General features: G+C 51.1%; 12 protein-coding genes. 4 read left to right on the top strand and 8 right to left on the bottom strand.

Annotated elements, in window-relative coordinates:
- Position 1 precedes the first annotated feature (1 nt).
- The gene (lolD, locus tag AC4GL5_RS09845) at positions 2 to 733 is read right to left on the bottom strand and encodes a lipoprotein-releasing ABC transporter ATP-binding protein LolD (protein WP_490382607.1); all 732 of its coding nucleotides are present in this window, start codon (positions 731 to 733) and stop codon (positions 2 to 4) included.
- Positions 726 to 1,967, bottom strand: a complete 1,242-nt coding sequence (locus AC4GL5_RS09840) for a lipoprotein-releasing ABC transporter permease subunit (RefSeq protein ID WP_490382648.1) — start codon at positions 1,965 to 1,967, stop codon at positions 726 to 728. Before AC4GL5_RS09840 ends, lolD begins: the two co-directional genes overlap by 8 nt.
- 380 nt (positions 1,968 to 2,347) lie before the next feature.
- On the opposite strand from AC4GL5_RS09840, the gene AC4GL5_RS09835 reads away from it, so the two are divergent.
- Both AC4GL5_RS09835 and AC4GL5_RS09830 read left to right on the top strand, forming a co-directional pair.
- Positions 2,348 to 3,430 carry an agmatine deiminase family protein gene (locus tag AC4GL5_RS09835; protein WP_490382606.1) on the top strand — a complete coding sequence of 361 codons (1,083 nt, stop codon included), beginning with the start codon at positions 2,348 to 2,350 and terminating at the stop codon, positions 3,428 to 3,430.
- Positions 3,430 to 4,350, top strand: a complete 921-nt coding sequence (locus tag AC4GL5_RS09830) for a carbon-nitrogen hydrolase (protein WP_490382605.1) — start codon at positions 3,430 to 3,432, stop codon at positions 4,348 to 4,350. The genes AC4GL5_RS09835 and AC4GL5_RS09830 overlap by 1 nt, the downstream gene beginning before the upstream one ends.
- Positions 4,351 to 4,412: 62 nt before the next feature.
- Here the strand turns inward: AC4GL5_RS09830 and AC4GL5_RS09825 are convergent, their stop codons facing one another.
- From AC4GL5_RS09825 to AC4GL5_RS09810, 4 genes are all read right to left on the bottom strand, one after another.
- Positions 4,413 to 4,964, bottom strand: a complete 552-nt coding sequence (locus AC4GL5_RS09825; protein WP_490382604.1) for a hypothetical protein — start codon at positions 4,962 to 4,964, stop codon at positions 4,413 to 4,415.
- A gap of 194 nt (positions 4,965 to 5,158) precedes the next feature.
- Positions 5,159 to 6,184, bottom strand: coding sequence for a sensor domain-containing diguanylate cyclase (locus AC4GL5_RS09820; protein ID WP_490382603.1), 1,026 nt, complete (start codon positions 6,182 to 6,184; stop codon positions 5,159 to 5,161).
- 133 nt (positions 6,185 to 6,317) lie between these two features.
- The gene (locus tag AC4GL5_RS09815) at positions 6,318 to 7,184 is read right to left on the bottom strand and encodes an LEA/WHy family protein (protein ID WP_490382602.1); all 867 of its coding nucleotides are present in this window, start codon (positions 7,182 to 7,184) and stop codon (positions 6,318 to 6,320) included.
- A gap of 119 nt (positions 7,185 to 7,303) precedes the next feature.
- On the bottom strand, positions 7,304 to 8,770 hold the full coding sequence (locus AC4GL5_RS09810) for a RimK family ATP-grasp domain-containing protein (RefSeq protein ID WP_490382601.1): 1,467 nt from the start codon (positions 8,768 to 8,770) through the stop codon (positions 7,304 to 7,306).
- A 507-nt stretch (positions 8,771 to 9,277) separates the two neighbouring features.
- Here AC4GL5_RS09810 and AC4GL5_RS09805 point away from each other — a divergent pair.
- Together AC4GL5_RS09805 and AC4GL5_RS09800 are read left to right on the top strand one after the other, a co-directional pair.
- Entirely contained in the window at positions 9,278 to 10,405 is a 1,128-nt protein-coding gene (locus AC4GL5_RS09805; protein ID WP_490382600.1) for a DUF2817 domain-containing protein, read from the top strand.
- A gap of 44 nt (positions 10,406 to 10,449) precedes the next feature.
- Entirely contained in the window at positions 10,450 to 11,604 is a 1,155-nt protein-coding gene (locus AC4GL5_RS09800; protein WP_490382599.1) for a GNAT family N-acetyltransferase/peptidase C39 family protein, read from the top strand.
- A 78-nt stretch (positions 11,605 to 11,682) separates the two neighbouring features.
- Here the strand turns inward: AC4GL5_RS09800 and sthA are convergent, their stop codons facing one another.
- Together sthA and nqrM are read right to left on the bottom strand one after the other, a co-directional pair.
- Complete coding sequence (sthA, locus tag AC4GL5_RS09795) at positions 11,683 to 13,077, bottom strand: Si-specific NAD(P)(+) transhydrogenase (protein WP_490382598.1); 1,395 nt, start codon at positions 13,075 to 13,077, stop codon at positions 11,683 to 11,685.
- 246 nt (positions 13,078 to 13,323) lie between these two features.
- Complete coding sequence (nqrM, locus tag AC4GL5_RS09790) at positions 13,324 to 13,578, bottom strand: (Na+)-NQR maturation NqrM (RefSeq protein ID WP_490382597.1); 255 nt, start codon at positions 13,576 to 13,578, stop codon at positions 13,324 to 13,326.
- Positions 13,579 to 13,785 lie beyond the last annotated feature (207 nt).

Here is a 13,785-nt window from a genome sequence, read left to right as displayed (position 1 = left end):
ATCAATCTCCGGTGACCTCTTGCGGCAACTCTAATAACTGCCCCTGATCCAGCTTCAGGACACGGTCCATCCGCTGTGCCAGTGCCATATCATGGGTTACCGTGATAAAGCAGGTCAGGTGCTCTTTACCGATCTCCAGCATCAGCTGATTAACCGACTCTGCAGTATTCGGGTCAAGGTTGCCGGTGGGTTCATCCAGCAGTACACAGGCAGGCTCCCCGACCAGGGCTCGGGCGATCGCCACACGCTGACGTTCACCACCAGACAACTCCGCGGGTTTATGATCCACACGATGCCCCAGTCCTACGCGCTCCAGCAGCGCCGTCGCCCGGGGCAAAACCGCTTTACGCTTATCACCCCGAATCAGCATCGGCATCAGCACATTTTCCAATGCAGTAAACTCCGGCAGCAGATGGTGCAGCTGATAAACAAAACCCAGACTCCGGTTACGGAACAAACCCAGTTCAGCATCCGAGAGTTTTGCCAGCGCTTTACCATCAATGGTGACATCACCTGAGGTTGGTTTATCCAGACCACCTAACAGATGCAGCAGCGTGGTTTTACCGGAACCTGAACTTCCCACAATGGCGATACGCTCACCACGATAAGCACTGAAATTCAGCTGATTCAGCACCTGGACCTTTTCCGGCCCGTTAACGTATTCCATCGACAGGTCGGTACATTCAAGAACCGCTTGCATTTTATCGGTGTGATTCATTGCTTGATTACTCATAACGCAGCGCCTCCGCCGGTTGAATACGGGACGCACGCCACGCAGGATACAAAGTCGACAGGAAGCTCATCACAAAGGCAGAACCGGTGATCACCGCCACATCATCCCAACGCAGTTCCGATGGCAGGTAGCTGATAAAGTACACATTACTATCAAGGAACTGGATACCCATCAGCTGCTCAACCCAGGCGACAAAATCGCTGACATTCAGCGCTGCCAGCACACCCAGTCCCGTCCCGATCAGAGTACCGGTTAACCCGATCACAATCCCCTGAACCATAAAGATGCCCATAATGGTGGCGGGGGTTGCGCCCAGAGTCCGGAGAATGGCGATATCTCCCTGCTTATCCGTCACCACCATCACCAGCGTGGAAACGATATTGAATGCCGCCACCGCGATCACAATCATCAGCAGCAGGCCGATCATACGTTTTTCCATCTGGATCGCCTGAAACAGATTGCCGTGGGTACGTGTCCAGTCACTGCCCCGCATATAGGAGGGCAGCTCCTGCAGTTGATTCCAGACCACTTCCCGGGCTTTAAACAGATCATCCAGCTGCAGACGCAGACCGTGAATATCTTTATCCAGCCGCATCAGGGTCTGCATATCTTCGATATGAGCCACCGCCAGATTACTGTCCAGTTCAGCACCGACACTGAACAGCCCCACCACGGTGAAGCGCTTCATACGGGGAAAGACCCCCGCAGGGGTAATCGAGGCCTCGGGAATCATCAGGGTGACTTTGTCACCAACACCAACGCCGATAAAGCGCGCCAGCAGGTCACCCATAATGATGCCGAACTCACCAGGTTTAAGTTCATCCAGTGAGCCTGCCACCATATGATCCTTCATGATGGAGACCTTGCCTTCAAGCTCCGGCATCACACCATTGACCAACGCCCCGCGAACATAACCCTTATGGGTAAACATGCCCTGAGCCTTAACATAGGGCACCGCGGCCTGAATATGCTCATCCTGTTCCAGCTTTTCAGCAACCTCAGGCCAGTTCTGAAAGCCACTCTGAGAACTGATGGTCGCATGGGGTACCATACCCAGAATTCGCTGGCGCAGTTCACGGTCGAAGCCGTTCATCACCGACAGCACCAGAATCAGCACAGCAACGCCAAGGGTCAGGCCCAGCATCGACGTTAAAGAGATAAAGGAAATAAAGTGGTTGCGCCGTTTAGCGCGGGTGTAACGTAAACCGATAAAAAAGGGAATCTTGTCTAACATCATGTCCGACTCAGGCTATGACGCAGGCTTATCTGAAGCCAACGCCCATTTCAAATGAATATCCCGCAAAAGAGATACTCTCGCTAACAGGCTGTTTTTAGTGGGCTTATCATACGCTAAACCCCAAGTGTTCCGCTAATTGTGCCATTTTTTTCCAACGCTATTGCTGCTGTTTTGTTACCCGTATGGGCCGGACAACCCCCAACCGCGAAATAGCGCTGGACAAAGCGGCATTCTCTGCTAAATTCCAGCCTCAAAATGGACCGGAACCCATAAGACATAAAGGCTTGCTACAAGTTTCGGTCGGCAAAACAAAATCAGGCAGATAACCCCCTGATCTATCTCTCATTTCATCTTTACATGTGAAGGTATCGCTACTGATGAGCATCGCTTCAGACTCCCAGGCATCAGATCGCCAAACAACATCATCCGGTCGCTATCAACTGCTGCCGGAATGGGCTCCGCAAAGCGGTGTGATGCTGACATGGCCCCACGCCAACAGCGACTGGGCTCCTTTTCTGACGCAGGTTGAACCGGTGTTTTATCAGATCGCTGAAGCGATCGCCCGTCGTGAAAAAGTCCTGATCACCGTATCCAGCGATACGAAAAAACAGGAAGTGACCGATCACTTTGCAGCTCTGGGGCTATCAGCGCAGCTGAGTGTATTTGTTGAAGAGACCAACGACACCTGGGCGCGGGATCATGGCCCGATTACCGTTATTAAAGATGACAAGCCGCTGCTGCTGGACTTCACTTTTAACGGCTGGGGTAACAAGTTTGACGCCCGGCTGGATACCGAACTGAACGGTAAGCTGGCTCAGGCAGGTGCGTTCAGCTGTGCGTCGGAAACCATCGATCTGGTACTGGAAGGCGGCAGTATTGAAGCGGATGGTTACGGCACCCTGCTGACCACCAGTGAATGTCTGCTGGCACCGACCCGTAACCCGGCTATGGATAAAGCAGCCATCGAAACTCTACTGAGCGAGAAGTTTGGCCTGAGCCGTATTCTGTGGCTGGATCACGGCTATCTTGCCGGTGACGACACCGACAGCCATGTGGATACGCTGGCGCGCCTGTGTGATCCGCACACCATCGCTTACGTTCAATGTGACGATGAAACCGATGAGCACCACGCCGCACTTAAGGCGATGGAAGATCAGCTGAAAACCTTCACCGACTATCAGGGCAAGCCGTACAAACTGGTGCCGCTGCCGATGGCCGAGCCTTGCTTCAGCGAAGAGGGTGATCGTCTGCCCTCCACCTACGCAAACTTCCTGATTATTAACGGCGCGGTACTGCTGCCGATCTACGGTGATGAAGCCCTGGATCAGAAAGCGATCAGCCAGATGCAGATCGCCTTCCCGAACCATGAGATTATCGCCATCAACTGCCGCCCGATTGTTGAACAGTATGGCAGCCTGCACTGCCTGACCATGCAACTGCCCGAAGGAGTTCTGGCCTGATGACATCCTCTGCAAACAGCACGTTAAAAGTAGGTCTGGTACAACAGCACGCCTTTAACGACAAAGAAAAAAGCCTCTCCATCAGCGAGCAGGGGCTGCGTGAACTGGCCGCTCAGGGCTGTGAACTGGCGATGCTGCAGGAGCTGCACGCCACCCAGTATTTCTGTCAGACCGAAGACACCGATCTGTTTGATCTGGCAGAACCGATTGATGGCCCCACCAGCCAGCGCCTGTCCTCACTGGCAAAAGAGCTGAATATGGTGATTGTCGGTTCGATCTTTGAAAAACGGGCACCGGGTCTGTACCACAACACCTCGGTAGTCTTTGAAAAAGACGGCTCACTGGCGGGTACTTACCGCAAGATGCATATTCCGGATGATCCGGGCTTCTACGAGAAGTTCTACTTCACACCGGGGGATGCCACCTTTAACGATGGCCGCCCCGGTTTTAGCCCGATCGAAACCAGTGTGGGTAAACTGGGTGTACTGGTCTGCTGGGATCAGTGGTACCCCGAAGCCGCCCGCCTGATGGCGATGGCCGGTGCCGAGATTCTGCTCTACCCGACCGCCATCGGCTGGGACCCGCGTGATGACGCAGACGAGCAAAGTCGTCAGAAAGATGCCTGGACACTCATTCAGCGCGCCCACGCCGTTGCCAACGGCCTGCCGGTGATGGCAGCAAACCGCGTGGGTCACGAAACCGACCCAAGCGGCCAGAGTGACGGCATCCAGTTCTGGGGCGGCAGCTTTATCGCAGGCCCGCAGGGTGAACTGCTGCAACACGCCGGTGAAGACGCCTGTGTGCTGGTCGCCACCATCGACAAACAGCGCACCGAAGACACCCGTCGCATCTGGCCGTATTTCCGCGACCGCCGTATTGATGCCTACGGGGATCTAACCAAGCGGCACCTGACGCCTTAAACCTTACGGTTTAGACTGCACCAACAAAAACGCCCCTTGGAGTCATCCAAGGGACGTTTTTGTCAGTTCTGGATATTAACTGATAACAATAAACGGATTTCTCTCAGACACTGCTCTTTCACTTCACGGAAACTTTTTTCTGAAATATCTGAGCGATCTTCATTACATGACTCACCCCAAACAACAAAACCTTGATTCACCGCTTCATAAACGTAAGCGTCTAATTTTTCAGGGATTAATATCCGCTTCAGGTGATAAAACTCCTTAAGTTCACCAAGCTTTGATTGAAATTCCTGTCGTTGTGTTTGGATATCAAGACAACCATTGAGATAACCTTCTAACTCCAAAATTCTCTTGTAAAGCTCCATAATAATTTTTGCCTGATCAGAAAAAATCTCTGAAAATGAGATTTGCAAACGTGTCCGTTCAACCTCAAACGAGTGCTTATAGGACTCCATGTTTCTATCGGACTCAGCTTTTAATTCAAGCTTGAATTTTTCAATATCTCTGCTCAAAACATGCTGCATAATTGATTTAGCGAACCATCCTAGTACTGCCAAGAAAGCAGTGTTAGTTAAAATTAATGTTAAAATTTCTACACCACTAAACTCCATTTAGCTTCTCCTTTAGCTCTGCTGCCGACATGCACCTGCACTAAAATCCCCCACTCTCAGCAAATGAGATTCAGCTCACTACCTTATAGCTGAAGCGCAACTTTGGAAGGTTGCCGAATTGAGTAGGTTGTTTTCCAACAAAGTGCGCCCCTGCGGCGCATTTTTTGTTTCTGCCTCTCACGGCAGACAGCGTATCAATGCAATATCTTAACCTGACTTTCCGGCTGGACGTTTCTGCGATCCTTGCGGGCTTTTTTGTCAGCGTACATCCGCTGATCCGCTTTATCCAATAGCTGCTCGGGGTCGGTGCCATCCAGTGGGATCAGGGCGCGGCCGATACTGGCTTTCAGGCAGAAGTGCTGACCTTCAAACTCAAAATGAGGTTTGATGATCTCTTCGATACGCAGGATCAGGCTGTCGATGCCATTGAGATCATCGAGGGGATTCAGGAGTACAGCAAATTCATCCCCACCCATTCGGGCGGCGGTATCGGTCTCTCGGATAACCTGTTTCAGGCGGTGTGAAAACTCAGCCAATACGGCATCACCGGTTCTGTGACCAAAGTGATCATTTACTTTTTTCAGGTCATCCATATCAATCATCAGAAGACCCGAGACGGTTTGATGGCGGATATTTAATGAGACATTGTTCCTCAAACGATCCATAAAGAGTGCCCGATTGGCAAGTCCGGTCATCTCATCGTGAGTCGCTTTGATAAACAGGTCGTCATTATCGTATTTGACGGAGAAGAACATCGAAGCGGCCAGCATCTCAGTCAGCATACCCAGCAGAGTAATGTCTCCGGGCGTAAACTTGCCAGGCTGAGCGGACATGGCCTTAATGACCCCCACGCTTGCTCCCTTGTGCTTGAGGGGCAGAATAATCATGGAGCGCAGCCCCACTTTGCGGCAAGCATCTCTATCTACGCGCTCATCCGTTTCAGAGTCTTCGCAGATCTGAGGCTCGCCACTGTGAACACTGTGGCCAGAAAGGCTTGCTTCCACACTAAGACGTAGTCCCAGCTGACTACGCGCCAGTCCGGAAGCGGCACGATAAACCATTTCACCCGCCTCGGCGAGTTCAATTGCCGCTCCATCGGCACTGATCAGGTCGAGGGTCTGCTCAACGATAAACTGCATCACTCCCCCCAGATCCAGACCCAGCTTTGCCAGCTCGGTCTGAATTTTAATCACCTGAATCAACTGCTCACGTGAAGGCATACAGTAAGCATCCTGTCTTTAAAAAATTTCTTTTATCCCTTTGATTAAAGAACTGCCTGAAACGTTAGAGTCAGGCAGTCTTTCAATCAATTATAAAGATGCTATCCCATTACAGGGGCAAGCTGTGGTCCGGTCAGTTTTTATTATTAAAACCAAACTTGGATTTCTGGGAGTCAAAACCCGGCAAGTCAGGATTCAGCTTCCAACTGCCATCCAGCTTAATATCGGGAACCTCGCCACTCTTCAGGATTGAAAGAAGAGATTTACTTGCACTGTCCCAAGAGAAGCTTAGAGGAATATCCAACGTTGTTTCATCTTTTGCCGCCAGACGTAACGCTTTATCACGATCAACCTGTACTGGCTTCATGCCATTAACAATCAGGGCAGCACTGAGTTGTTCCAGATTAATACCAAAGACATTCGGATTGCTTACAGGCAACTCAAGTTTAACTCTCATACCGCTCAGGCTGACAGTATCCAGACTAATTTTAGGCGCTTTAAAGGAAGGTAACTTTGGATTCGGAACAGTCTTGGTCAGTGTTACCGGATGCTCCCATTTAAAACCCAGGGGGCCATTTAGCTTCAGCAAAGTAGCGAATTTGTATTCCAGTTCATCTTTTTCAAGCAATTCAGGTGCTAGCTTGACCAGGCTATCAAGCCCCACTTTAAACGGCAGGCTGATCTTGGCTGTTCCTTTGGACTTAAGCTTAAGGCCGTTGTTGTCGCCCTGAATCAGTTTCTTACCATCCACATCCAGGGTGTAATCAAAACCATCTAAATCCACGGCGATCGAATTCGGGTTAAACAATTCAATATCCGCATCAAAATAGATGTAATTAAAATCCATTTTGCTGACTTTGATCGTTTTAGACACAACTTCGGGAGATTTCACAGAACCTTCCATCAGAGCGCCCAGCTGGGCACAACCAGAGACCAACAGCGAAAATCCGACTAAGAAAGCAACCCGAAAAGACGGGAATACCGAGCGCAACAATGACATGCAACATCCTCCAATAATGATTCGCCTATAATGCCATATTCCTTAAGAAAAAGGTTTGTAGCCATAAACAGAAAAGGCAGATTCATCACGAATCTGCCTTCTATTTTGAAAATCAGCGACTATTCACTCACCCGCCTTTCCAGTCGGTTGAGAAATTCCTGCATGATGATCTGATACAACTCCTGCTTCAGCCACAGATCTTCCACATCGGAGTCGATACTCGGGTTGTCGTTCACCTCGATCACATAGGCTTTATCACCGGCCTGTTTCAGGTCGATGCCGTACAGGCCATCGCCAATCAGACGACTGGCTTTAACAGCCGCATCGATCACCGCCTTCGGCGCTTCATAGGTCGGCAGGGTATCAAAACCGCCGGACTCCACTTCAGCACCACCGTGGTTATAGATCTGCCAGTGATCTTTCACCATGTAGTAGCGGCAGGCATAGATCGGCTTGTTGTTCAGCACGCCAATACGCCAGTCAAACTCGGTATACATAAACTCCTGTGCCAACAGCAGAGCAGATTTCTGGCTCAGCTGTTTGGCAGCCGTGGTCAGTTCATCACGGTCAGATACCTTAACGATACCTTTGGAAAAAGCACCATCCGGAATCTTCAGTACCATAGGGAAGCCCATCTCATCCGCCAGCTGATCCAGAGCAGCCTTGCTCTGATCACTGATGATACGGGTTTTAGGTGCAGGCACCTTATTCACCGCCAGCAGATCCGAGAGGAACACCTTATTGGTACAACGCAGAATCGACGTTGGGTCATCCATCACCACCAGACCCTCGCTCTCCGCTTTTTTGGCAAAGCGATAGGTGTGGTGGTCGATATTGGTGGTTTCACGGATAAAGAGCGCATCAAACTCCGCCAGACGCATATAGTCTTTCTTGGTGATCAGCTCGGCATCAATACCCAGACTCTCAGCCGCCTTGATAAAGTTCTTCAGGGCAACAGCGTCACTGGGCGGCAGCGCCTCATCCGGGTTATACAGAATCGCCAGATCAAAGCGTGCACCCTTCTTAGGCTTGGCTTTGCGCCACATCTTACGGCTGAAACGATCAAAGGCTTCAGCAAACTGCTGCTGATCGTTTTCGGTTTTCAGATCCTTCAGTGACAGAAAACGCAGGCTCTCCAGCTGCCAAACCTTACGGCGTTCCAACGTCAGTTCCAGCGCCGGAGCAGGAAAACGCTCAAACAGGTTCTTCGCCAGCGGCTTCAGCGCCTTGTGTTCGGTCTCACCGAAGAAAATACGCAGGGTCAGACTGTCACCTTCCAGCAGCTTGCTGTTTTTATCCGCCAGTTCCGACAGGCCATCCAGCTGCATCAGGTAGAGGGCTTTGCGCCCCAGATCGTTAATCGACTGCACCGCAGGCAGCACGGTATGACCGCGGGCTTCCGCCAGCAGAGAACAGTAGTAGCCACGACTGAGGTATTTATAGTTTCGGCACAGATTGATCACCCGGGTACGCTGGCGCTTTTTCACCGGCATTTTCAGGTATTCATCAAAGGTGATGACATCCTGACTCGGGTAGTAAGGTTTCCAGTCGTCTTTATTTTCGACCACAACGCAAAGAACAGACATAGCACGGCTTCCTGAATAATGGCTATGCATAAGGGCTTTTCGGTTAAGCGGAATCGCTTGAGAGAGACCTGAAAAGACCGCTGCAGAAGTCGCGGATTTTGCTCCCGTAGCACGTTCTCTGACAACTCTTTTTTATCAGAATTGATAGAACATTTTCATCCGCATTTTTCTGTTTTCTGACTAAAAAATTCTTAAGAACCTAATTCATGGATCTGGCAGAAAGGCTGGAGCACAGTCGGTAAAAAACTTGCCTATTGGCTGCAAAAAATACTTGTCAGTAAAAAAAAATCGGGCGTATTATCCACTCGCTGAACCACCAGACGTCAAAGCGCAAAACTCCTTTTGCCGCCCGGTCATCTCTGGCCAACAGCGCCCCTGTCGGTACTGCATCTATGCCCCAGTGCCGCACAGGTCACAAGATCACTGAGCCGCTCCCCTGCTTTCAGCATCCGGAATCACTTCCGTTGCGGCCAGTTTTATAGGTCATTTTGTGTGAGGCGTCTAAATATGCCCCTGTTAAAAACTCCCCTTGTGGCGGAAGACTTTGTGCTGCCTTTTTCTGAGGCGCGCCGTCAGTTCCGCAGCCTTGCCAGTACCGCTCTGGATACTCTGCCCGGTCAACTGCTGCACTTTGCCCATCCGGAAACCGGCCCTCAGGGCGAAGCGCTAAGCAGCGACTGGCTTTGGTTGGGCGAAAACTCGGCTCCGGCGGTTCTGGTGATGATATCCGGTACCCATGGTGTCGAAGGTTATGCCGGATCAGGCCTGCAGCGTCATCTGCTACCGGACCTGGTTAGCGTACTCCAGCAAAGAGCTAATCTGGCTGTTCTGATGATTCACACCCTGAATCCCTGGGGCTATGCCTGGCAACGTCGTGGTGACCATCAGAATATCGACCTGAACCGCAACTTTATCGACTTTGCAGCTCCCTTGCCGGTCAATGCCGCGTTTAATGATCTGCTGCCGGCATTGGCTATGCCACGGGAAGAACGAAGCCTCCTGTTGAATCAGTGGCAACGCACTCTGGGCACGACAGGTTATGAAGAAGCGGCCAGCGGTGGTCAGTATCAGCACCCTGACAGCCTCTTCTATGGAGGCCAAAAGCCATCCTGGAGTCATCAGACACTGATAAGTGGCCTGAATACCCTGAGTCTGAATCGTGCCAGAAACGTTCTCGTGCTGGATCTGCACACGGGGCTGGGGCCCTATGCATACGGCGAGCTGATCAGTGACCATGAACCGGGCAGTGCCGGAGATATTAAGGCCGCTCAGTGGTTTGGCAATCAGGTGGCCCGCCCGGCACTGGGGACTTCCAGCTCGGTTCCTAAGACCGGTCTGATGGACTATTACTTCCATCAGCTTTTGGGCTACCGGGGCTGCTATCTGACCTATGAGATGGGCAGCTTTGGGACAGATGCGCTGTTTGATGTTCTGTGTGAAGAGCAGCGTTTTTACAACAACAATCAGGATTCATCGGAAGGGGCGTTATCAGAGACGGACACCCCCGCCAGCCTCGCTATGATGCGTCACTTCTGCCCGAATGATCCCCATTGGCAGGCCGCAGTCAGTATGCGCTTACGTCAGGTTGTGGGTATCGGGATTGACCAGCTGTTGAAAGAGATTCGCAAGCAGTGACTCAAAGAACAATAACAAGGGTTCGCCAGATGGCAGGTAAACAGATGAACAGCAGTGCAAACAAACCAACAATGATCACCAGAAAAGCAGAACGCAAAGACCTGAATGCGCTGTTGGCTCTGGAGAATGGCTGTTTCAGTACCGATCGCCTGTCACGCAGGAGCTTTCGTCACTTCCTTGCGGTGCAGGGTGCTAAAGATAATGAGCAGCCCAGCTCATCGCTCTGCCTGGTTCTCTCAAATGATCTGCCGGATGCCGAAGTGGTCGCTTATGGCCTGCTCCTGTTTCGGCGGGGTACAGGTCTGGCACGGCTCTACTCTATCGCCGTCAGTCCCTCGCATCAGGGGCAAGGTATCGCTGGGGTATTGTTGGAGACATTGGAGCAGGAAGCCGCTGAGCGTCATCAGGTCTTTATGCGGCTGGAGGTTCGACAGGATAATCTCACCGCCATCGCTCTGTATGAGAAACGGGGTTACCGACGCTTCGGAATGATCCAAGACTATTACGAAGATGGTCAGGCCGCGCTGCGGATGGAAAAGCGTCTGTTAAGGGGCATAGCCGCGACGCCCCGTAATCTGCCCTATTACCGGCAGAATACAGAGTTTACCTGCGGCCCTTCTGCCCTGTTGATGGCGATGTGTGCATTGGACAGTCAGGTGGCGATGACGCTGGATGAAGAGCTTCAGATCTGGCGGGAGGCGACCACCATCTTTATGCTCTCAGGTCACGGCGGTTGCTCACCACACGGCTTAGCGCTGAGTGCCTGGCGTCGGGGTTTTAGTGTCGATCTTTACGTCAATACCGAGCAGACACCTTTTATCGATTCAGTTCGGGACGAGGGTAAAAAACAGATTATGACTCAGGTTCATGAGCGTTTTATGCAGGACATTGAACGCTCCGATATCCACCTGCACCATGAGGAACTCAGCACGGACAGACTACAGCAGCATCTGCAGGATGGTGCCAGCGTGATCAGCCTGATCAGTACCTGGCGCTTTAATCGTAACAAGATCCCGCACTGGGTAACTCTGGTCAGAGCCGATGATGCCTTTATGTATCTGAGCGATCCGGAGCCTGATGATGACCTGATGCACACAGCAACCGACAATATTGCGGTTCCGGTCAGCCTTGAGGACTTCAGCGCTATGAACCGTTATGGCCGCAATAAGCTGCATTGCTCACTGGTGCTAACGCTTTAAGAAACCACCCACATTCAGGCATAAAAAAACCCTGAGCGGATAAACCGGTCAGGGTTTTCTTGTTTCCAGCTTAGACAATCAGAACAGTCGGTTCAGACCATTCAGAGCTGCTACCCGATAGGCTTCCGCCATGGTTGGATAGTTGAAGGTGTTATTAACGAAATACTTGATCGTATTGCCTTCACCTTCCTGATTCATGATCGCCTGACCAATGTGCACAATCTCAGACGCCTGGTCACCGAAGCAGTGAATGCCGAGCAGTTCCATCGTCTCGCGATGGAACAGGATCTTCAGCATACCGGCGGTCTCGCTGGTAATCTGAGCACGGGCAGTATCTTTAAAGAATGCCTGACCCACTTCATACGGGATCTTGGCTTCGGTCAGCTCACGCTCACTCTGACCAACAGAACTGATCTCAGGAATGGTGTAAATACCGGTCGGAACTTCGTTCACAAAGCGGAATTCATCATCATCAAGAATATCTGCCGCTGCAGAACGACCCTGGTCATAGGCGGCGCTAGCCAGACTCGGCCAACCAATCACATCACCTACCGCATAGATATGCTCTACGCTGGTGCGGTAGTGCTGATCGACTTCCAGCTGCCCACGGCCATTAGGTTCAAGGCCTACCAGCTCCAGACCGATATCATCGGTGTTACCGGAACGACCATTACACCAGAGGAAAGCATCAGCACGTAGTTTCTTGCCGGATTTCAGCTCAAGAGTGACACCCTGCTCATCAGCCGTCACTTTCTCATATTCTTCATTGTGACGGATCAGAACACCGGTGTTTCGCAGATGGTAACTGAGGGCATCCGAGATCTCGTCATCCAGGAAGGAAAGCAGACGATCACGGTTATCGATCAGATCGACTTTTACGCCCAGACCACTAAAGATAGATGCGTATTCACAGCCGATAACCCCCGCTCCGTAGATGATCAGACGACGTGGCGTGTGGCCCAGTGTCAGAACCGTATCACTGCAGTAGATACGGGGGTGGCGGAAGTTGATATCAGCCGGACGGTAAGGACGGGAACCGGTAGCGATAACGATCTTCTGAGCGCGCAGCTCTTCGGTACCGTTATGCGGGTCACGTACCATTACGGTGTGAGAATCCAGAAAACGGGCTTTGCCGAAGTAAACATCAATGCGGTTACGGGCATAGAAGTTCGTTCTCAGCTGAACCTGACGCTCAATAACGCGCTGGGAACGTTCCAGAACTTTCGGGAAAGAAAACCAGCGTGGCTCACCAATATCACGGAACATGCGGTTGGTGTTGAACTGGATGATCTGCTTCACTGCATGACGCAGCGCTTTGGAAGGGATAGTACCTTTGTGAGTGCAATTACCACCTACAGAGCTCTGCATCTCAACAACCGCAACACGCTTACCGTGCTTAGCTGCATTCATTGCTGCGCCTTCACCTGCAGGACCTGTACCTATCACTACTACGTCGTAATTATATACCGCCATTGTCGCCGAATAACTCCCTAACCGTCGTGTTAGATCTGACTGTGCCTGAGTCTTCTAATACTGATCGTTCGTGGACTGCACGCATCTAATGTGGACTCATTAGTCACTGTCAGCAATTATGCTTTGGCCGCGTATCCGCCAAGGCACTCTCTTATTATTGATCGTTCTTGTTAACTTTTTAAATCTGTTCAGGACGATACCTGATACCAAATAGACAGCCGCAAAGTGCGGCTGTCTATTCTGATCTTATTTATTCTTTTCTTCATTCTGCATTGCATCATAGGCCAGATCGGTACGGGCTGATGCTTTACCGGTTTTCTTTTCCTGCTCGGTTTCACAAATATCTTTATTACCACCGCAAATATCACAATCGGACACCATACCAATCGCACTCATTCCACCGCAGGAGCCGGTGATCGGTTTACGACCAAACAATACACCGACAGCCATACCTGTAATAATCAAACCAATAACAACAAAAGCCAGAAGCAAAGTAGTCATACGAACTTACCTCAGATTATTCAATAATTCTTCAGCGACAAACCGGATATATACCCAGTTACTTCAGATTCGCCAGAGCAGTAAATTGTTCCGTCTGAATCACATCAAAACCTTCTCCGTCGGCTTTGACCAACATATAAACAGCCAGTCCCGGATCACGGGCAAATTCAAGCCCCTTCTCTGGCCCCATCACCATCAGTGTAGTGG

The sequence above is a fragment of the Oceanospirillum sp. genome (assembly GCF_982874595.1).
The sequence above is the reverse complement of the archived record's forward strand: the minus strand, read 5'-3'. Positions and strand labels throughout refer to the sequence as shown.